Raw genomic sequence first — 20,433 nt, 5'->3', positions numbered from 1 at the left:
AATTAATCCCCGGAATGTTTGGATTCTTTATAAGCATCCACACCGGCTTTTATCGCATCTTTTATCTGATCTTTTTTATGCTCTATAGAATCTTTACCGGTTTTAATTGAATCAGAAACTTTTTCCCTTGCATCTTTATAAACTTTTTCAGCATCCTTCATCAGCTGATCGGATTTATCTTTAGCATCTCTGACTAATTTTTCTGATCGCTTCTTTCCCTCATTAATCATATCGACGGCTTTTTCTCTGGCTTGAGAAATATATTTCTCGGCTTCATCCAGATACTCTTCGCTTTTATCTTTAATGTCCTTCCTCAATTCTTTTCCACTTTTAGGTGCAAAAAGCAAAGCAAGAGCAGCACCCAGTGCGCCGCCGGTAAAAAATCCAATCAAAAGACCTTTTTTGAAATTATTTCCTTGTCCCATAATCGTCTCCTTTCATTTATTAGTGGGGCACAAAAATACCAAGCTTAATGCTTTAAGTCAAGGAAATTAAGCTATTTATAGTTGCTGAATTGATTAACATTAGACAAATAATAAATTAATTAAAATGCGAGTTGATGCTATATGATTTTTCAGTTCAAATAGGTAATCAAATGCTTTAACTCTGTTTCGGTAAGATTAGATATATCTAAAAAATATTATTTCTTTTGATAGAAGAGGATCAGATTTGATCGTTGTTTATTTGCCCGAATCTTTTTTGGTAGAATGATAGGCTTACTATTCCAACCAAAACTGCAAACCACAAAGTAACAACCCGAACGATGAATGTTGTTGCTACTGCAATATCTGCTGAGATCCCTTTTTGTACTAATAGAAATGTTAATGAACCTTCTGTTAATCCTAAACCTCCAGGTAACATAGATATAGCTCCGACAATTGTTGAAAAGCTGTAACTAAATGATGCCCACAGAAGTCCGAAATCCGCATTAAAATTGACGAGGATTAAATAATACCCCAGGCACTCAAAACCCCAGGAAATCAAACTAAGCAGTGTCATTAAAATCAATGGCTTTAGTTTTAATAACTGATAAGAACTTTCATAAGCAGAATGAATGTGTTGAATATATTTTTTGATGAGCGGAATTTTTTCAGATACATTAATAATAGGTAAAGCAATCCGCTTGTTGCTTATTACAATTATCAGGATTACAAAAAATATCGCTACCATAATTGTGATATTCCCACCGTAATCGAATACGATAGCACCAGCAATAGATATCACAAGCAGGGATAAAAAATCTGTAATACGTTCAGCTAAAATTATCGGAGCTGTTTTGCTGATTGAGTCACCCGTTATTTCTTTCACCAAAACAGATTTAAGAACTTCTCCAAGTTTTGCTGGAGTAACACTCATAATTAATCCGGACATAAAAGTAGAAAGTGAATCAATTTTTTTTAACTTAACTTTTACTATTGAGAGATAATAATCCCACTTTAAAAATCTTGTGAAGTAATTAAGAAATGAAAGGACAAGTAATAATGGAAGAAGCCAAAGATTAAATCTTCCGAAAGCCTGAATAACCTGATTGAAGTCAGCATAAATTGTAAACGCAAGATAAAATACACCTGCTATAACAATCGAAACGATTACTTTTTGTTTAAGTTTTTTTAACAACTCAGCTTACTTCCCGAAGAGCTTTGTATAATTTGGTCAGCGGTAACCCGACAACATTATAGTAACAACCATTTATTCTTTTTACGAAGACAGCACCAAAATCATCCTGAATTCCATATGCACCTGCTTTATCCATCGGACTGCCGCCATCAACATAATCAATGATTTCATCTTTCATAAGTTTACGGAATTCAACTTCAGTCTTTTCATAATCGATCACCATCACGCCGGTTTTTTGATTTAGGACACAAAAGCCGGTGTAGACTGTATGAACTTTTCCACTCAGCTGCGAAAGTATTTTTATTGCATCTATTTTGGTAACAGGCTTGCCGATAACTTTATGATTCAACACAACAATGGTGTCAGCAGTTATTATTATACCTCCGTTTACTTTGCGTTTGGCAAACTCCATTTTTTCAAGAGCAATTCTTTTAACACAACGGACCGGATGCTCACCATCAAGAAAATCTTCAGGAGAATTGACTGAGAAGGCTTTGAATTTTATCCCGAGCTGCTTCAATAGTTTTCTCCGTCGAGGGGATTTTGAAGCAAGATAAATTGGAATTTTCGTTTTAATCATCTATGATTCCTTCATATGTTCCGGGATAATAATGTTCAAGAATTTCCTCATAGCTCCAGCCCATTCTTGATAACGCTATTGCTCCCCATTGACAGAGACCAACACCATGTCCAAATCCATTTCCGACAAGAACAATATTATTTCTTTCAGTTGAGATATTAAACATAGTACTCCATAAAATATTTTTTCCGTCTCCTGTACGTAAAACACTCCTGATTTCATTCCCACGGACGATTATTGAATTCCTATTTCCATTATGATCAGTGGTTCTAAATTCTAATTCATCTACTCTTCCTGAATCAAGCCTGCTCAGGATATTTACTTCCTCCAGGCTATAATTAGCGTTATCTAAAAGTGAATAATTTTTTAACCGCTCAATTATTAATTCTTTATTGAAAGATTCTTCCCATTCAAATCTTGGTGAAATTTTACAGTAGGGATCCGATCCGTCCTGGATTCCTGATAGATATGGAAATTGTTCTTTTGTAAAAACATTTTGAGAAGATTCAGTATATCCCCCGCAGGTGGAATGATAGAACACGATTGCTGGAGCGTCTCCATACATTAAAATTATATTCGCTGTTTGCTCAACTGCTTTATTAGTGATTGGACTTTCTGCGTCAGCACCGCCGTAAACCTGGTCGCGAGTATCTGAATAAAGATCAAAATAAATTTTTCCATCTTTAAGTCTTTGCAGAGCGTAAGTTCTCACGCAGATTGCAAGTGCTTTAAGCGCTTCAAGATTTTCTTCATTTTTTCCGATTGGCATTTCCTTAGCCAACACACCCTTTACATAATCTTCAAGATTAATAAAATTAATTACATTTACTGAATTACCTGAAGACGAAATTTGAATTTTACCCCTGTAGTTCCTTCCATTAATATTAACTATGTCTTCGCCATTGGAGGAAACAAGAAAATAAATCTCTCCTTCGAAGCTTTCATTATTAATTGTGAGATTTATTCTTCCATCATTCTCAGAACAATTTATTTTGTTCCCTGGCTTGATGAGAGCAATTCTGGAATTACCATTAATTAAATATGCTGATGATCCTATTGATAAATATTCTGTTGAAGTAACACCAGAGAGCAGCACTCGTAAATTTGAATATGTAAATTCCGAAGAAACATCCTCTTTTGCTTCAATTATATCATTACTCTCTTTTTCAATTCTACCGCTTTCCTTTCCATCATCCGCCGGGAACCTCTTAGAGGGTGAGCAGCTAATAAAAATTAATAACGAAAAAAGAATGAAAGTGGGAAAAATTTTGTTAAAGAGATTATAGTAAAAGGAAAAGGGATATTTAAAGGAGGGCAAAAGGAAATTACAAATCACCGAAACATAGCCTTGATACTACCCCAAGTTCGCTTTACACCGGAAACACTATGCGAAACAGTAACCTCATTCGAGTAAGATGCCTGTCCATTAGTATCAACAATTTTCAATCTGTAGATAAAAATCATATCAGTAATTTTATACGTTGTCTGATCAAGGTAAGAGTAATAAGAATTACTTCCTTTAGGCTGGATAGTAGCAATCTCAGCAAATGCACTTTGTGGAGTTTTTCTCTCAATCTTAAAATTCTGGAGATTTACTTCTTCCCTCGTCTTCCATTCAAGCCTAATATCATCACCTTCACTTCTTCCATGAAAATATTCGAGGAAAGTTCCAGCAAATACCGCTGTCGTCAAGAGGAAAATAATAAGAATGTGCGAAAGTTTCATTTTCATAGTGTGAATATATTTCACTTAAAGCTTAATGTCAATACTTTTTTCTAAAACTTTATAGTACAAATCCTTTAAAATACCTTTTCCAAATTTCTTCACTTTTCAAGCTGAATGGTCGTATACCAGTTTGATGAACTGAATTTGAGATAAATAATAAGTGAATATAGAATAATATAAACCGGAAGCGCCATCCAGGCCCAGGTTAATCCAAGATTAAGATACACACCCAAAAAGTATGCTATTGGGACAAAAATTATGAGATTAGTTATTACTTCGGACATCATAACATAAAAAGATCTTCCGGCGGCTTGCAGTCCGTTTGCCAAAACGACACCCACTCCATAAAAGATTTGTGCAAAACCTGCAACCCGTAATGATGGAACAGCAGTTTGGATAATAGTCTGATCATTTGTAATAATTAATAATACGCATTGAGGAATCAGTGTGAAGACAAATCCAAGTATAATAGTGTAGATGGTAGCTACTTTCGCCGTCTCGAAGCCATAAATTTTCGCAAGGATATATTTTTTTGCACCCAGATTATTTCCGACTAAAGTTTGCACAGCAATACCAAAACCAAAGCACGGCAAAAATGAAATGAATAGTGTACTTATGATAGCCTGTGTCGCTGCTTGCTCTAAAGTTCCGATGATTCCGGTGATAGAAACAAAACTGAGAAATCCTATAAGTATAAACACATTTTGAAATGAGACCGGCCAAGAGATTCTGACAATAGCTGAAATAATATTTTTACTAATAATTAAGTGCTTAAGATTTTGGAATCGTTTTCGATACGAAGGTAATAGAATAATAACAATGTAGAAAAGACCATCAAACACAGTAGCAAGTGTAGAACCCAATCCTGCACCTGCTAAACCCATTTCAGGAAAACCGAAATGTCCGTAAATAAAAATATAGTTGAATATGATGTTCAGAAGATTTGTAATAATACCGGAGAACATGAAAATTTTTGTTTTACTAATACCGAAGAAGAATCCGCGGAAAGAAACCGAGATGAGAAAAAATGGTATCCCCATAAAGCGATAGTAAAGATATTCACTCGCATAATTTCCTACAGTTTCATCTGTTGCAAAAAGATGAGCTATCGGGTAAGAAAAAACACACCGACCATCGCAACTAGAGCACCTACCAGACAGCAATCAGAATAGAATTATTAAGCGTAATTCCGCAGGATATATAATCACCTTCTCCAAATTTGCGTGCAACTACAACATGAATTCCTGTCGCCAGACTTGAAAAAAAACTTATTAGTGCCCAGGTTGCAAGCACTCCAATTCCCATAGCTGCCAAAGCATATTTAGCATCATCAATTCTTCCAACCATTGCCGAATCTACAAGCGAGACTACCATTTGAGTAGATAATCCTGCAATTGCAGGTAAAGCAACCTGAAGAATCTTTTTGTAGTAATTATTTACTGGTAGTATTCTCATTAAAGGAGTTTACAAAAAGTAATCCAAAGTTTTTGGCCGAAATTATTAGAATGAAAATTTCGTAATATGATTTATAAAAAAAGGCGTTGAATATTATATCTTCAACGCCTGAAATGCCTGCCAGGGCGAAGTTTAGGTCATAATGAATTATGTAGCCAATCCGTCTCCGCAAAGCTTCGCCGTGACAGTCTTCGCTCTATCACATTGCTTAAAACGAAGACTGGTGGAGCTAAGGAGGATCGAACTCCTGACCTCTTGAATGCCATTCAAGCGCTCTCCCAGCTGAGCTATAGCCCCAGATTTTCTTTTTACGTGAGCAAAACTAATTATCTTTTATTCCTTTGTCAATTTCATTCTCGATAGGAGTGCATTTATTTTATCATTTGAAATGTTCATCATCACAAAATATTTTTATTATACTCATGAAAAAACATTCTGTCAAATATCTCGTTCTCTTATCACTACTACTGCTTGTATTTATTTCACAAAACTGTGATGATAGTCTGACTTCAAGCGATATCGATAATATTGTAATGCCTGATTCAAATGTAAGCTATTTACAGCATGTTGCTCCTGTTTTTGAAGTAAAGTGTGTACCTTGCCATAATGATCAAAGAAGTGAAGGAGGTGTAAATTTATCTTCATGGACAAATGTAACCAATCCTAACATTGTGATTCCCGGAGATGATAGTTCAAGTGTTTTAGTATGGACAGTTGAACGACTCTACAAACCTATGCCTCCCAATGAATCTCTGAAAAGGAATCACATAAACGGCATAAGAATTTGGATCAGAGAAGGTGCTCAGTACAATTAAATCCATTTCATTTCTTTATACCACGAGCAAGTTCGTCTTATCCCCTCTTCGACAGAAACATTTTGTCTGTAACCAAGCTCTCTGACAGCTTTTGAAGTATCGCATATCCAATATCGCTGCACCAAATCTTTTGCTTTTTCGATATTCAAAGTTGCAGGTTTTGAACTGAACATCGCAAAGAATTGTGCGACTGCAGCAATTATAAATACAATGAAGTGTGGTATCCTGATTTTAAATGCTTTCTTGTTAAGAACCGATGAAGTGATTTTGCCAACTTCATCCCATGTATAAAATTTTTCCGAACTGATATAATATATTTGCCCGTTACTTTTTTCTGAAATAGCTGCGAGGTACAATCCTTCAGCTAAATCGGTAACATGAAGTAAACTTAATTCCTTTTTATCAAAACCGATCATCGTAGTTAATCCACGATTGAACACCTGGAAATAAATAAATATTTCAGTATCTCTTTCACCAAAGATAGCCGGTGCGCGGCAAATCGTCACAGGAAAAATATTCTTATAACTTAAAGCCGTTTGTTCTTGTTTGAGTTTACTACGTGCATAAGTTGTTAATGGATTTGGTTTCATTTCTTCGGTGACCGGTATTCCGTTCAATGAAGGACCACTGACTGTCTGACTGCTTACGACAATGAACTTTTTTAGTGTATCTTTCACTTCCGAAGCAACTTCGAGAAGAACTTTAGTCGCTTCAACATTACCTTTCAGATATCCTTCTTCATTTTTTGCTTTTACGACTCCGGCAACGTGAAAAATATAGTTCGCATCTTTAAATGCTTTGCGCAATCCTTCTCTATCAAATAAACCGCAATCACATATTTGTACGTTTTTTCCTTCGAGCCAACGGAGATTACTGGATTTTCTTACGATGCATCTCACTTCAAAATTTTTTGAGAGAAGGTTATCCACGAGGTGACTGCCAACAAAACCATTGGCTCCGGTTACAACTGCTATTTGCTTGTCATTCATTAAGTTTGCTTGCTTTTAAAACGTTTTAGTAATACATTTTATTCCAAAATTAACAAAAATCTACAACTTTTTAGTTTTACGTTACTATCTATAACCAACCAAGGAGTTCCATTTGGACCTATTCACAAAATGTTTTGAATTTACAAGAGCAGATGAAGTTAAAGCTTTAGGTGTTTATCCTTATTTCAGACCAATTGAAGAAAATGAAGGACCTGTCGTACAGATTGAAGGAAGAAAAATTATTATGGCAGGTTCAAATAATTATCTCGGATTAACAGCCCACCCAAAAGTAGTTGAAGCTGCTGTTAAAGCAGTGGAAAAATACGGCACAGGCTGTTCGGGCTCACGCTATTTAACAGGTACACTTGATCTTCATATTGAACTGGAAGAACGACTCGCAAAATTTTTTAATGTTGAAAGTGTTCTTCTTTTCAGCACAGGTTACCAATCAGCACAGGGCGTTATACCAACACTAGTCGGAAGAAATGAATATATAATTTCTGATAAAGATAACCACGCCTGCATAATGGCTGGCAACTTAATGGCAAAAGGTGCAATGGGGAATTTTCTACGCTATAAACATAACGATATGGATGACCTCGAACGTGTTATTGAAAAAGTTCCAATCGATGCAGCAAAATTTATTGTTAGTGATGGGGTTTTCAGCACCGGCGGTGAAATTGTTGATCTTCCAAGATTAAATGAGATTGCAAAAAAATTCAAAGCCAGAATAATGATTGACGACGCTCATTCTGTTGGCGTCATCGGTAAAGGCGGAAGAGGAACTGCCAGTGAATTCAATCTTGAAAAAGATATAGATCTCACGATGGGTACTTTCAGCAAAACATTTGCATCGCTTGGCGGATTTGTTGCAGGACCGGAAAGAGTAATCAATTACATAAAGCATTTTTCACTTGCTTTAATCTTTAGCGCGTCACCAACACCGGCAGCTGTTGCCGCTGCGTTAGCTGCACTTAATATTCTTGAAAAAGAACCGGAACGTGTTCAAAAACTCATAAGCAATGCAAACTATATGAGGAAGAATCTCAAAGAAAAAGGATTTAATGTTATTGAAGGACGAACAGCAATTGTTCCCGTAATAGTTGGAAATGATGAACTCGCATTCAAGATGTGGCGCTTACTATATGACAGCGGTGTTTTTGTAAATGTATTCATCTCACCGGGTGTACCTGAAGGAAGACAGATGATGAGAACCAGTTACATGGCAACTCACGAAAAAGAACATCTTGATGAAATAATTCATTTATTCGAAAAAGCTGGAAAAGCAATCGGCTTGATCTAAATCATATTTTAAAATGATGAAGCATACTTTGGTAAGATACTGAGGTATGCTTTTTTTATGAGAGGAATGATGATGCAGGAAATAATAGTAAAACCGGTTACGACAAAATCTGAACTAAATCAGTTTATAAAATTTCCGTGGAAAATTTATAAAGGCAACAGTCATTGGGTCCCACCATTATTAATGGAACAGAAAACACTCCTCAACAAGCAAAAAAATCCATTCTTCAAAGGAGCTGATGCTGAGTACTTTCTTGCATATAGAAACGGAGAACTCGATGGACGTATCGCCGCTATCAGGAATGAAATTCATCTAAAATATCATAAAGATGATGCAGGTCAATTCGGTTTTTTCGAATGCATAAACGATCAGCAGGTAGCGAATGCATTGTTTGACAAAGCAAAATCCTGGATGAAAGAAAAAGGTTTGAAGTATATGAGAGGTCCTGCAAATCCATCTAGTAATGATATCTATGGAATGTTGATTGAAGGTTTCGATGATTCACCGAGATTACTAATGCCGTACAATCCTGAGTATTACATAAAACTATGTGAAGGTTACGGACTGCAAAAAGCAAAAGATTTGTTTGCATGGAAATTAGTTAATGAAAAAGTTATGGCTTCCGATAAATTAAAACGCGGACAGGAATTAGTCAGGAAAAGATACAATTTGAAAATTTCTCAACTTGATATGAAAAATTTTCAGAAAGATCTCGAGAAATTTAAATACGTTTACAACAAAGCCTGGGCACCTAACTGGGGTTTTGTTCCTATGACGGAAGAACAAATTGATGCAATGGCAAAAGATATGAAACCTATCGCTGAACCTTCACTTGTTCTTTTTGGTGAGGTTGATGGAAATCTAATTGGAGCTGCATTAGTAATGCTGGATTATAATTTTATTTTTAGAAAGATGAACGGCAGACTTTTCCCATTCAATTTTTTAAAATTATTCACTCAAAAGAAAAATATCAGATGGGCACGAATCCTGACACTCGGTATTATTCCTGAATATCAAAAGAAGGGATTGGATACCATTTTCTATTGGGAGATAGTAAATCGTGCTGCTAAGATTGGAATTCTACTTGGAGAAGCCAGTTGGGTTTTAGAAGACAATGATATGATGAACCGCGGTCTTGAGCTGATGAATGCAGATAGATACAAACGGTACAGGATTTGGGAGATCGAAGTTTAAAATCATTAACTGAAAAAAATGCAACTGTAGAAACACTCTTGATTAATTATTAAATTCGTTTTATTCAGCTCTCAGTTGAAAATAAGAATTCCCTGCCGAATATTTCCGACAAAGATTTCAAGCATTTAAAGAAACTTACAGTTCCTTAATCAAATTCAACTTTTAATTTCCTACAATTCCTCCTCTCCGATGAAAAAGTAATTTGTTACTTTCATCGTATAAAATATCTATTGCATTTTACTGTTTATCAGTTTTGCCAGGTCACTCCACGGTGCAAGCATTGCAGGCATTATGTAAAGCCTGAAACCTTGAGAAACTCCAGGTGCATACTCAGGTGTTTTAATTGAGTAATACCATTCAACACCAATAGAAATTGGTAGCGGACCGATGTAAACTGTTTTATTGAACCCAAAACCAATTGGAAAAGTTAATTGATCCTCAGGTGCAGCATTCCAGTTAATTGTAAAATTTGGACTCATCCCGAATGCCCAGTTTGGATCAGGTGTATAATAAATGAAGTATTGAACGTTTGACATATTAACATCAGCCCGGTTTTCTTCACCCGCAAAGCTCCACCATTGCTGCCAGAAAATTCCGTACTTCCAGCTGCTGCCATTATAAACAATAACTCCGGCAGGTCCTGCGCACCACTTTCCTGTTCCGAGAATATCTTTACTTGCTGTTGGTAAAATAACGGTTGGACCAACTGCCCAGATTATGCTGGCATCTTCCATTTTATAACCAAGCTTCGGTCCGAATAATCCTAAGTAAACCATATCACCGAATCCAGTTGTTTTGCCAAACGGATCTCGAATAAGATTGACCAAAGCTGTATCACCGATAACCTGTCCACCTCCGGGAGTTATACTGAATAATTTACCCACTTCTTCTTTAAGAGGAATTGTCGGCCATTGAAATAAAATTCGGTTTACCCAATTCCAGCTTCCAAGAGGTATAGGAAAGGTTGGCATCAACGTGTAAACACTTGCCCATTCAGCGCGCCTTGTATTAGGTTTAAAAGGATGAAGCCTGTTTGCTGGCTGAGGAAAAGTAACTTGTTTCCAATCTAACTGGTTCCAAAGAACAAAAAGCTCAGATATCGGACTATCCATAGCATCATCTATTGCTTTGAGAACTTCAGGATCTTTTGTGTAATCATATTCTTCCGATTCTTGGGAGTAAATTATCACATTAAAGAAAATGACTATCGCAACGAGAATAAAAATTTTGTGTGACATATCAGACCTCCATAAAAAGTTGAAAGAGTTATTTTCAAAACCTCTGCCCCGGGGAGTTTGTTCTTGAGTAATTTCAAAATATTACTGACTAACATTCTACAGCGATTGACTCCCGTAGGATTTAGAAGTATTTATTTTTTGATCTTACTTATTATCACGGTTAAGAAATTTTCAAAGTAATCCTTAAAGCATTATGATAGCAAATAAACTCTATATAATCAGTTTAGAGCAAATCCGATATCTACCAAGATATTTTGATACGGAAATTTCATTTAACAATCATTGTGTCGATAATTTTTATCAAGTATTTTGAAGAAGGTCTGTCAATAGTATGCTGACTTATATATTTGAAAACTACCTTACCTTCTGTATCCAATAGAATTAATGCGGGAATATTTTGATCAACCTTTGTCCCCCACCATTCGGTCCTAAAAATATCTAATCTTTCAGAAAGCTCGTGTTTTTCGTCTGATAATATTATAAACGGTTGAGGTGTTTCACCTTTTTTGATGGAAAAAGTTTTGGGGTAATGTTTATTTGCAAAATGTACCCATGTCTTTGATTTTTCATTTGTTAAAGTATCCGGCAGATGTTTGCCAGCTTCCAGACCTGCATAGACATCAGGTATTTCTTCCAACCATTTTCGAATTGTACTTGTGTCATATGGTAAAACAAAAACTAACTCGAGGTTATATTTTTCAGCAAGATTTTTGTTGGAAAATTCATCCACAAGATCCAGATATTCATAAGCACAGATGTCACACCAAACGTCTTTATCATAATAACCCCTGGGAAAAACCAATAAAATATTTTTTCCAGCTGCATCTGAAAGCTGAAAAATGCCTCCATTATAGATTGGTAGGCTGAATTCTTTTAATGGTTCACCGATTATTGCTAGATCGAGAGGTTTTTTTTGAGAAAGACTATTTGCACTAAAAAATACAACGATTGTGAAAAGAATATAAACTCTGTGAATCATCTCAGCCTCCGATTCTTAATTAAATGACTACTGAATTTTGTGCTTCGGGAGAGTATTGGGGATGCAGTCTTCGATAATTAAATTTGGCTGTACTCGTGCCCTCACGGAGAAGAAAAATATTTCTATATGAAACTTGAATCAATTTTTTACCAAAGTCAAAGGCAATCGATTTGTAATTAGCAAATAAAAACACATTTGTATTGAATTGTGTGGACGATAATTATGCAAAAAATATTTTAATCCCTTATTACAAATCAAAGACAAAACTCTTTTACGAATCCTGCAAGCCAAGAGATTCAAAATCGATAAATTCTTTTTTCTTAAGATATAAGAAATTCAATCCGTGATTATTTTTATAATTTTTAGATAAATTGCATTCGTGATTATAATCTAGTTTACTAAATGTTAGAAGAAATAAAATTCATATTAAATAATGAATTAATTTCTGTTAAGATTAATCCAGCAATTGTACTTCTGGATTTTATCAGAAAACAAATGCACCTTACAGGAACGAAGGAAGGTTGTAAAGAAGGTGATTGCGGTGCATGCACAGTTTTAGTCGGATATTTTAGGAATAATAAACTTGAATATCACACTGTTAATTCCTGTCTGCTTCCACTCGGAAATTTAAAGAATACTCACACCGTTACAATTGAAGGACTAACTTCAAATAATCGTACTCATATTCAGAACGATTTTATTAATGAAGGTGCGTCTCAGTGTGGATTCTGTACGCCTGGTTTTATTGTTTCTCTCACCGGTTATCTAATTAATAATGATGTTTACAATATTGATAAAGCTGTAAATTCAATTGCTGGTAATATCTGCCGCTGCACAGGTTACTCTTCGATTAAAAGAACAGTTGACAATATTTTAAAAAGATTACCTTCACAAGCAATAAATGAGTCAGATAGAATTTCATTCTTAGTAAATAATAACATTCTTCCAGATTATTTCACAGAAATTCCTGAAAGACTGAGAAGACTAAAAAGCGATGATTCAAACGGATACAATAAAGTCGCTAAATATTTTGTAGCTGGCGGAACAGATCTATTCGTTCAGAAACCCGATGAACTTTTAGAAAAACAAATCACTTTTATAAAAGATAAAAATCTTTCTTACATAAATTTTAATGATAATGTTTGTCGTGTGGGTGCTGGAACATCTTTTGAAATGATTAAAAACTCCTCTGTTTTTCAGAAACATTTTCCCAGGCTTGAAAGTTTTATGAATTTGATGGCTTCTTTGCCAATCAGAAATAGCGCAACAATTGGAGGAAATATTATTAATGCTTCACCAATTGGTGATATGACAGTTTTCTTTCTTGCTTTAAATTCATCTGTTATTTTGAACAACGGATCGAAGCAGAGAAATATTCTATTGAAAGATTTTTATAAAGGTTATAAAAAATTAGATAAATCGGATGATGAATATTTAGAATTCATTGAGTTCAATCTTTCCTCAGAAAATTCACATTTCAATTTTGAAAAAGTTTCAAAGCGTACATCTTGATATAGCGAGTGTAAATTCTGCAATATATCTAGAAGTAGTAAACGAAACTATAAAAGAAGTACATCTCTCCGCAGGTGGAGTTGCACCGATTCCTTTCTATTTAGAAGAGACATCTAAGTTCTTGATCGGAAAAGAAATTGAAAATAATATTTTAGTTAAAGCACTTTCAATCATTCAATCAGAAATTTCACCAATCAGCGATATAAGAGGGAGTGAAGATTATAAGAGATTATTATTAAATCAATTATTTAAAGCTCACTTTATAGAATTATTTCCGAAACTAATAAATGTTGAAGCTCTGATATGAGAAACACAGATATAGAAAAACATGTTCGTGGTGAGTCGCAGTTTATTGATGACTTAATTGTTCCCGCAGGAACACTATACGCTGCTGTTTTTGATTCAACAATTGCTCATGGAAAAATTCTAAATATTAATATCGATGAAGCAAAATCAATCTCTGGAGTAAAAGCTTTTTTTACTGCAAAAGATATTCCCGGTGTTAACCAGGTTGGTGGAATTATACCTGATGAAACTCTTTTTTCAGAGGATGAAGTTCAATTTGTAAGTGAACCAATTGGAATTGTAGTCGCAGACTCAATTGTGACAGCACAAAAAGCAGTCAAGAAAATTAAGATTGATTACGATCCTTTGACCGCAATTTTTGACCCTCGTGAAGCCTACGCAAAAGGTCAGCTGATAATGCCGCCTAGAATATTTTCTTTTGGCAATGTTGATGAAGCGTGGAGCAATTGTGATATCATTGTTGAAGGAAAAGTTGAAACGGGAGGGCAGGAACATCTCTATTTAGAAACACAAGGCTCAGTTTCTGTTCCTCAGGAAGGTGGAAAGATAAAAATATTTTCTGCAACTCAAAGTCCAACAACAGTACAAAGGACTGTCGCAAGAATTCTTGCAGTTGATATGAATAATATCGAAGTTGATGTTTTACGATTAGGTGGTGCATTCGGTGGTAAAGAAGATCAGGCAACACACTGGGCTGTAATGAGTGCACTTGCTGCACATAAATTAAATAAACCTGTAAAGCTCGTTCTAAACCGAATGGATGACATCAGAATGACAGGAAAGCGTCATCCTTATTCATCAGATTATAAAATCGGTTTAACATCTGATGGGAAAATATTAGCATATGAAGCAACTTATTATCAAAATGCAGGTGCAGTAGCGGATCTTTCTCCTGCAATTCTTGATAGAACATTATTCCATGCCACGAACAGTTATTTTATTCCAAACGTAAAGACAACAGGTATTAGCTGCAAAACAAATCTTCCACCAAATACTGCTTTCAGAGGTTTTGGCGGTCCGCAGGGAAAATTTGTAATTGAAGCTGCAATTCATAAAGCCGCAGAGATAATGGGAGTCGATGCTCAAGAAATTCAAAAAAAGAATCTTCTTAAAGAAGGCGATTCATTTTATTATGGACAAAAGGCAGATAAATGTTATGCGGAGAAATGCTGGACAAATGCTGAAGAAAAATATGATTTTAAAAAATTAAAGAAAGAAGTAGAAGACTTTAACAAGAAAAATTATCAATTTAAAAAAGGCATTGCTGTAATGCCGATTTGTTTTGGTATTTCTTTCACAAACACTTTTCTGAATCAGGCAAGTGCATTAGTTCATGTTTACACAGATGGAAGTATCGGAGTAAGCACGGCAGCTGTTGAAATGGGACAAGGTGTAAATGAAAAAATCAAAATTGCAGTCGCAAATACTTTGTCTGTTTCCAAAGATAAAATAAGAATTGAAACTACAAATACAACTAGAATAGCAAACACTTCAGCAACTGCAGCAAGCAGCGGCGCAGATTTAAATGGGAATGCTGCAATTCTTGCGAGTAAAAATATTCTGGAAAGACTGCTCAAAGTTGCAACGGAAGAGTTAAAAGCAGCAGAAGCAAGCGAGTTGGAATTGAAGGATGAAGTAATATTTCATCAAGGAATAAAATCAAAATTATTATGGAATGATCTTGTCAAAATAGCTTATCAAAAAAGAATAAGTTTGTCTTCGCAAGCATATTACGCAACTCCTAATATTTATTTTGATAGAGGGACGAATAAAGGCAAACCGTTTGCATATCATGTTTATGGAACAGGAATAACTACAGTTACACTTGATTGCTTGCGCGGAACTTACACCATTGATTCAGTAAAAGTTGTTCACGACTTTGGAAAGAGTTTAAATCCTGTCATTGATCTTGGACAAGCAGAAGGAGGTATTGTTCAGGGAATAGGCTGGTTGACTGTCGAAGAAGTTGTCCATTCTAACGAAGGAAAATTATTGTCTAATAGTCTTTCTACTTATAAAGTCCCTGATATTTATTCTTCACCGAAAGAAATAGAAGTTGTTTTTTTAGAAGATTCAGAAAATCATTATGGACCTTTTAATTCAAAAGCAATCGGGGAACCGCCATTGATGTATGGCATTGGTGCATACTTTGCAATATTAAATGCGATGAAGGCATTCAGACCTAAGAATGAATTTGAGATCAATGCTCCGATTACACCCGAAAAAGTATTGATGAATCTTTATAGTAAAATTGATGGCCCAATAACCACTTGAATTTGTTAAACCATCGACATTTTTTATGAATGAAACATATTTCTGGAATTTTATATTAAAGCAAATCAACTCTGCTAAAAAAATTATACTGATGATAGTTGCGGAATCATCAAATTCATCTCCCGGGAAACAGGGATTTAAGATGGCAGTGACTGAAGATGCAGAAATGATCGGCACTATTGGCGGCGGTATAATGGAAAAAGATATGATTGATTATTCACTTGATCTTCTCTTTGGCAAAGAAACTCGGCTGATTAAAAAACTTCATCATTCAGATAAAACCAATTTTGAAAAATCTGGATTGATTTGCGGTGGTTATCAGACAATAATTTTCAGTGTTATTGATAACTCACTTGTCCAGACAATTGAAAACATACTTTCATCTATAAGTCAAAAGCAAAATGGAAAACTTTCAGTTATGCCAGTTAAAATTGAATATCAGCAAACTGAAAATATCCATCCAATTTTTTTTCATTACAACAATGATGAAGATTGGAATTACATTGAAAATTTAGGGTTACCATTAATTACCTACATCGCAGGCAGCGGACATGTTGGTCTTGCAGTCTCACGAGTTATGAAATCACTTGGCTTTTACGTAATCGTATTTGATCATCGCGAAAATGTTTATACAATTGAGCAAAACAAGTTTGCGGATGAAATCATAATTTGTAAATATGAAGAAATCGGAAGTAAGATTATTGAAAGTGAAAGATCTTTCGTTACAATTGTTACCCCAATGCACGCAGGTGATAAGGATACTTTAAAATCTGTTATAAATAAAAATGTCAAATACATTGGAATGATGGGAAGTCAAAGAAAAATAAAAAGTATATTTGATGCATTGACGGGCGAAGGCGTAGATAGTGAACTTCTGAAAAAAGTGCATACACCAATCGGACTTGAAATAGAAGCCGAAACACCGGAAGAAATTGCTATAAGCATTGCCGCAGAGATTATTAAAGTGAAGAACAGTTAATTAGTAATAAGCGTTATAGAATTCGGATTGGCTGGATTTTAAAATAAATTTTGAATAGAGAAAGCTGGTCGGATTTTTGGCTCATAAAAAGAAAATCTTTTCACTCCCGCAAAAATGATTCTTTAAAATACTATTTGAGTAGAAGCATCTTTTTAGTCTCAATAAAGCTTCCAGTCTGAAGTCTATAAAAATATACTCCACTTGGTAATCCTTCTGCATACCAAGTTATTTCATAAGTGCCTGCGGATTTTTCTTCGTCGACAAGAGTTTCTATTTCGTTACCCAATACATCATAAACTCTCAGAGAAACAATTTGAGATTGCTTCACTTCGTTCGCAATGACACTTGAGATTGAATATTTTATTTTTGTTGACGGATTAAACGGGTTAGGATAGTTCTGCGATAAAATAAATCCCGATGGCAGATGATTTTCATTGCCGGAAATATTCGTAGTGTTTCCAGCATTCTGCCAGGCTGTATAAATTACACACGTTAATTTGTATGATGCTTTTTGAAATAAACCTATGGTGAATCCTTTCGCAAGTTCCCAGAATTTATTGTAGTAAGTCGTACTATTATGATTACCGGCATAAGCTTCAGCAACTGAATCAGCATAAAGTACTGAGTCAACATATTGATAATTGTTATAAATCATCTCAAACACAAAATCAGGTAGGTTCTCTATATATTGAAGTGTATCTCCACTATATACTATCTGCGATTGGAAAGTCTGAATTAAATTCGATTCATATCTTGAATGAACACCATATTGATTAGTATACTGTCCGTTATAATTTCTCGTTATGTGTAAAGGCATATGAGCATCGCCTATGTAATGACCGAGATCTGCAGCAATCAGCATTGCTGTGTGCATATCATTCAGTTCAAATAATGTTTGAAGTGAGTCAGCAGTTTTGATTATTGCCCACGGAAGTATTCCCTGCTCCATTACAAATGAATAACCATGCAAGGTAACAAGCGAGTCAAAATCCTGAGGTATAGTACCAGTTAGAATAAATTCAGGGTAATTATCAATGTCGATATAATGCTTTGGAGCTTCATCCGGATCCCAGGATTTTCTGTAATCTGCATCAGAGCCGTGTGCTCTGATAGAATCAGCCCAGGTATCGAAGAATTCCATTTGAGGAAGAGCAGAAAGAATCGTGTTGTAATTAATAATTCTGTGACCAATGTAACCCCAGCCGGTAAATAAGGACGATATTAAAACTACTGATGTGAGAATTAGTTTTGAATTAATATTTGTTTTCATTTTAATTGTGCGTATTCAAATAGTTATTTGTTTGCGAAAATAATACTATTTCCTTATTTGTCTGAATTTGTGCTGAATAACTGAGGGATTTATTGATTTCAAAGTAAACATTTTAATTTGACAACATTTCCACTTATGTGATTTTTCCTTGCTATTGAGTTCAGTTTCAACAGTTCTTTTACCTTCTCTTTTCCCTGATAATTTTCATCGTTTCAACGCTGTCGGTTGTGACTTTTTGTAGAAGCTCAATCACGTGCTCTTTGTAATCAGCGAAGTGTTAGGTGTTGATTTTTTCTACGCAATTATAAAAGTTTTTTACGGCATAGCCGAATCGTACTTTGCTGAGTGCGGCGGGTCTATTTTTTTTAGTTTGTTGAAAATTTCCGGATCGGGATATGATCGCAGGTAATCAACTATCTCTCCGTTCTTTGCATCAAAAAAAGTTCTTACGTAGACGCTATTAATGCTGCCGGTTTTCTGATACATATCCCATAAATTATTAACAAGCTGAGCTATATACTCCTGTGCAAGCTTCGGATTTTTTGCATAGCTATCCAATCCATATTGATGATAATCGAAAACTGAGCTTCTGAATGCAGCATATTTTTCATTTAAAATATCACCTACCAATCCAATCCTGTTGTAAACTGCACTGCTCGGGAGCCATCCGGTATTCGAGCTGCTTGTTGCCGCAAGATTTGCGATGTCGAGTGCACGTTTAAAGTAAACTGTACCACCAAAATTTTCGAATGTATCCATATCCATCCCGATAATAATGAATGCATAAAAATCAAGGAAGCTCGAAAGTGGATCGAATGTAGATTGGTTCGCATACAATGCTTGTCCGCGTTGGTATTTGAAAGTCCATTGTCCATCATTAATGGTCAGCATTGGTGAATTTTTTGGAGAGTTGTAGATCGGTCGTTGACTCACAATTACGATCTGAGCAGAATAATCAACATCACTGCTGGCTCCAGTGAAGAAAATACTGAATGTGCAATCTATTTTCTGAGCCCAGTCATCGTTGGTAAATCGGGTAGTATTCAAATAATTTTCAATAACACCTTTAAAATCTGATAACAGTTCACGGTTATTAACTGGTAAGCTTTCAAAATTTACTTCCACTGTACAGTTCAATTCCTGTGCAGATAAAACGGATACAAATAAGAATACCATTAAAATTGTATTTTTCATTAATTCCTCTTAGAAATCTGTGGTTTTAACACGATGGATATTTCCTTTTGAAAGACTTAAATAATATTTTTGTCATCGAATGGGTTTAATATATAAATTTAGTTATACTGTCTCAACAAATTAAAATTCACACACAATGAGATTACTTTTTACCCTTTGGCTGTTAAGTGCAGTCACCATATCAACCTTTGCACAATACGCACCAGGTGCCAGGCAAATTTCAATGGCTAACTCCGATGTTGCATTAGCTAATGATGTATTCTCAATTTTTGGCAATCCTGCCGGTCTCTCACAATTTGATTGGAGAGAAGTCGGCATTTACTACTCACCCGCTCCATTCGGATTGAGTGAGCTTTCAAACGGATACATCGCATACAATGAACCACTTAATTTTGGTTCATTAAGTATCGGTGGTATGACGTACGGTTTTGATCTTTACCGCGAATCCAGAGTCGCTCTGGGATATTCTTATAATTACGAAAATATTCTGTTCGCTGGAATCACAGTTAATTATCACAATTACTCAATACAGAATTATGGTAGCACAGGCGCGTTTTATGTAAATGTCGGCGGATTGGTTTACATTCTCGATCAACTTCGCTGGGGATTTTCTGTTGATAATCTTAACAGAGCAACAATTGCAAATATAGATGACCAGATTCCGATGGTGCTTGTAACAGGATTAAGTTATGATATCATAAATGATTTTTCATTGAACTTTGCACTGGAAAAAGATATCAGGTATAATCCTTCTGTAAAATTCGGAATTGAATACGATATCATAGAGTATTTATCTCTTCGCGCAGGAACATCGAATGAACCATCGAGATTTACCGCCGGCGTCGGAATCAATTATTCTATGTTCAGTCTTGACTACGCTTTTTTCACTCACCAGGATCTCGGTTTGTCTCATCAGGCAGGAATCATCATCAACTTTGGTAAAGAAGGAAGCCGTTCTTCTGCAATAAGAAATTATCTCAACTCAAAGTAAAATCGTATTTGA

18 protein-coding genes, 1 tRNA gene and 1 pseudogene are annotated in these 20,433 nt (G+C 35.2%); 7 read left to right on the top strand and 13 right to left on the bottom strand.

Annotated features, from left to right (window positions below; genetic code table 11):
* Positions 1–2: 2 nt before the first annotated feature.
* The 8 genes from IPM14_14605 to IPM14_14570 form a co-directional block, all read right to left on the bottom strand.
* A complete protein-coding gene (locus IPM14_14605) occupies positions 3–425 on the bottom strand; it encodes a YtxH domain-containing protein (GenBank protein ID MBK9099315.1) in 423 nt (140 codons plus the stop codon).
* A gap of 238 nt (positions 426–663) precedes the next feature.
* On the bottom strand, positions 664–1,617 hold the full coding sequence (locus tag IPM14_14600; GenBank protein MBK9099314.1) for a flippase-like domain-containing protein: 954 nt from the start codon (positions 1,615–1,617) through the stop codon (positions 664–666).
* Position 1,618: 1 nt separating this feature from the next.
* Positions 1,619–2,197 carry a septum formation protein Maf gene (maf, locus tag IPM14_14595; protein MBK9099313.1) on the bottom strand — a complete coding sequence of 193 codons (579 nt, stop codon included), beginning with the start codon at positions 2,195–2,197 and terminating at the stop codon, positions 1,619–1,621.
* On the bottom strand, positions 2,190–3,515 hold the full coding sequence (locus IPM14_14590) for a SpoIID/LytB domain-containing protein (GenBank protein ID MBK9099312.1): 1,326 nt from the start codon (positions 3,513–3,515) through the stop codon (positions 2,190–2,192). The genes maf and IPM14_14590 overlap by 8 nt, the downstream gene beginning before the upstream one ends.
* A gap of 14 nt (positions 3,516–3,529) precedes the next feature.
* Entirely contained in the window at positions 3,530–3,928 is a 399-nt protein-coding gene (locus tag IPM14_14585) for a hypothetical protein (GenBank protein MBK9099311.1), read from the bottom strand.
* A 92-nt stretch (positions 3,929–4,020) separates the two neighbouring features.
* Positions 4,021–5,085 (bottom strand): MATE family efflux transporter, encoded by a 1,065-nt coding sequence (locus IPM14_14580; protein MBK9099310.1) that lies wholly within the window; start codon positions 5,083–5,085, stop codon positions 4,021–4,023.
* A complete protein-coding gene (locus IPM14_14575) occupies positions 5,072–5,377 on the bottom strand; it encodes a hypothetical protein (GenBank protein MBK9099309.1) in 306 nt (101 codons plus the stop codon). The genes IPM14_14580 and IPM14_14575 overlap by 14 nt, the downstream gene beginning before the upstream one ends.
* A gap of 221 nt (positions 5,378–5,598) precedes the next feature.
* Positions 5,599–5,674: transfer RNA gene (locus IPM14_14570), tRNA-Ala, on the bottom strand.
* A gap of 125 nt (positions 5,675–5,799) precedes the next feature.
* Between IPM14_14570 and IPM14_14565 the strand changes: the two genes are divergently transcribed.
* The gene (locus IPM14_14565) at positions 5,800–6,192 is read left to right on the top strand and encodes a hypothetical protein (protein ID MBK9099308.1); all 393 of its coding nucleotides are present in this window, start codon (positions 5,800–5,802) and stop codon (positions 6,190–6,192) included.
* On the opposite strand, the gene IPM14_14560 is transcribed toward IPM14_14565, so the two are convergent.
* On the bottom strand, positions 6,189–7,181 hold the full coding sequence (locus IPM14_14560) for an NAD(P)-dependent oxidoreductase (protein MBK9099307.1): 993 nt from the start codon (positions 7,179–7,181) through the stop codon (positions 6,189–6,191). The two genes, IPM14_14565 and IPM14_14560, sit on opposite strands and share 4 nt — an antisense overlap.
* A gap of 112 nt (positions 7,182–7,293) precedes the next feature.
* Between IPM14_14560 and IPM14_14555 the strand changes: the two genes are divergently transcribed.
* Both IPM14_14555 and IPM14_14550 read left to right on the top strand, forming a co-directional pair.
* On the top strand, positions 7,294–8,484 hold the full coding sequence (locus tag IPM14_14555) for a pyridoxal phosphate-dependent aminotransferase family protein (GenBank protein ID MBK9099306.1): 1,191 nt from the start codon (positions 7,294–7,296) through the stop codon (positions 8,482–8,484).
* 72 nt (positions 8,485–8,556) lie between these two features.
* Positions 8,557–9,678 (top strand): hypothetical protein, encoded by a 1,122-nt coding sequence (locus IPM14_14550; protein MBK9099305.1) that lies wholly within the window; start codon positions 8,557–8,559, stop codon positions 9,676–9,678.
* Between the two features lie 227 nt (positions 9,679–9,905).
* Here the strand turns inward: IPM14_14550 and IPM14_14545 are convergent, their stop codons facing one another.
* Together IPM14_14545 and IPM14_14540 are read right to left on the bottom strand one after the other, a co-directional pair.
* Positions 9,906–10,916, bottom strand: a complete 1,011-nt coding sequence (locus IPM14_14545) for a hypothetical protein (GenBank protein MBK9099304.1) — start codon at positions 10,914–10,916, stop codon at positions 9,906–9,908.
* Between the two features lie 268 nt (positions 10,917–11,184).
* Positions 11,185–11,895, bottom strand: a complete 711-nt coding sequence (locus tag IPM14_14540; GenBank protein ID MBK9099303.1) for a redoxin domain-containing protein — start codon at positions 11,893–11,895, stop codon at positions 11,185–11,187.
* A 402-nt stretch (positions 11,896–12,297) separates the two neighbouring features.
* Here IPM14_14540 and IPM14_14535 point away from each other — a divergent pair.
* The 3 genes and pseudogenes from IPM14_14535 to IPM14_14525 all read left to right on the top strand — a co-directional run bounded on the left by IPM14_14535 (position 12,298) and on the right by IPM14_14525 (position 16,966).
* Positions 12,298–13,714: pseudogene (locus tag IPM14_14535) on the top strand (FAD binding domain-containing protein).
* Positions 13,711–15,987, top strand: a complete 2,277-nt coding sequence (locus tag IPM14_14530) for a molybdopterin-dependent oxidoreductase (protein MBK9099302.1) — start codon at positions 13,711–13,713, stop codon at positions 15,985–15,987. The pseudogene IPM14_14535 and the gene IPM14_14530 overlap by 4 nt, the downstream one beginning before the upstream one ends.
* Before the next feature lie 25 nt (positions 15,988–16,012).
* The gene (locus IPM14_14525; GenBank protein ID MBK9099301.1) at positions 16,013–16,966 is read left to right on the top strand and encodes an XdhC family protein; all 954 of its coding nucleotides are present in this window, start codon (positions 16,013–16,015) and stop codon (positions 16,964–16,966) included.
* Between the two features lie 130 nt (positions 16,967–17,096).
* Here the strand turns inward: IPM14_14525 and IPM14_14520 are convergent, their stop codons facing one another.
* Positions 17,097–17,492 carry a T9SS type A sorting domain-containing protein gene (locus tag IPM14_14520; GenBank protein ID MBK9099300.1) on the bottom strand — a complete coding sequence of 132 codons (396 nt, stop codon included), beginning with the start codon at positions 17,490–17,492 and terminating at the stop codon, positions 17,097–17,099.
* A gap of 1,059 nt (positions 17,493–18,551) precedes the next feature.
* Positions 18,552–19,430: a DUF4835 family protein gene (locus IPM14_14515; protein ID MBK9099299.1), complete on the bottom strand. Its 879-nt coding sequence runs from the start codon at positions 19,428–19,430 to the stop codon at positions 18,552–18,554.
* Positions 19,431–19,566: 136 nt separating this feature from the next.
* Here IPM14_14515 and IPM14_14510 point away from each other — a divergent pair, with 136 nt between their 5' ends.
* Positions 19,567–20,421: a hypothetical protein gene (locus IPM14_14510; protein ID MBK9099298.1), complete on the top strand. Its 855-nt coding sequence runs from the start codon at positions 19,567–19,569 to the stop codon at positions 20,419–20,421.
* Positions 20,422–20,433: the final 12 nt, after the last annotated feature.

The organism is bacterium, assembly GCA_016716565.1.
Lineage (GTDB): Bacteria > Bacteroidota > Ignavibacteria > Ignavibacteriales > Ignavibacteriaceae > IGN2.
This window is presented reverse-complemented; position numbering and strand designations above follow the sequence as displayed.

Excerpts from the sequence above, each read along its gene's own strand:
- IPM14_14510 (MBK9099298.1), top strand. The coding sequence starts at position 19,567 with ATGAGATTACTTTTTACCCTTTGGCTGTTAAGTGCAGTCACCATATCA.
- IPM14_14515 (MBK9099299.1), bottom strand. The coding sequence starts at position 19,430 with ATGAAAAATACAATTTTAATGGTATTCTTATTTGTATCCGTTTTATCT.
- IPM14_14565 (MBK9099308.1), top strand. The coding sequence starts at position 5,800 with ATGAAAAAACATTCTGTCAAATATCTCGTTCTCTTATCACTACTACTG.
- IPM14_14545 (MBK9099304.1), bottom strand. The coding sequence starts at position 10,916 with ATGTCACACAAAATTTTTATTCTCGTTGCGATAGTCATTTTCTTTAAT.
- IPM14_14530 (MBK9099302.1), top strand. The coding sequence starts at position 13,711 with ATGAGAAACACAGATATAGAAAAACATGTTCGTGGTGAGTCGCAGTTT.
- IPM14_14585 (MBK9099311.1), bottom strand. The coding sequence starts at position 3,928 with ATGAAAATGAAACTTTCGCACATTCTTATTATTTTCCTCTTGACGACA.
- IPM14_14560 (MBK9099307.1), bottom strand. The coding sequence starts at position 7,181 with ATGAATGACAAGCAAATAGCAGTTGTAACCGGAGCCAATGGTTTTGTT.
- IPM14_14605 (MBK9099315.1), bottom strand. The coding sequence starts at position 425 with ATGGGACAAGGAAATAATTTCAAAAAAGGTCTTTTGATTGGATTTTTT.
- IPM14_14575 (MBK9099309.1), bottom strand. The coding sequence starts at position 5,377 with ATGAGAATACTACCAGTAAATAATTACTACAAAAAGATTCTTCAGGTT.
- IPM14_14550 (MBK9099305.1), top strand. The coding sequence starts at position 8,557 with ATGCAGGAAATAATAGTAAAACCGGTTACGACAAAATCTGAACTAAAT.
- IPM14_14540 (MBK9099303.1), bottom strand. The coding sequence starts at position 11,895 with ATGATTCACAGAGTTTATATTCTTTTCACAATCGTTGTATTTTTTAGT.
- maf (MBK9099313.1), bottom strand. The coding sequence starts at position 2,197 with ATGATTAAAACGAAAATTCCAATTTATCTTGCTTCAAAATCCCCTCGA.
- IPM14_14525 (MBK9099301.1), top strand. The coding sequence starts at position 16,013 with ATGAATGAAACATATTTCTGGAATTTTATATTAAAGCAAATCAACTCT.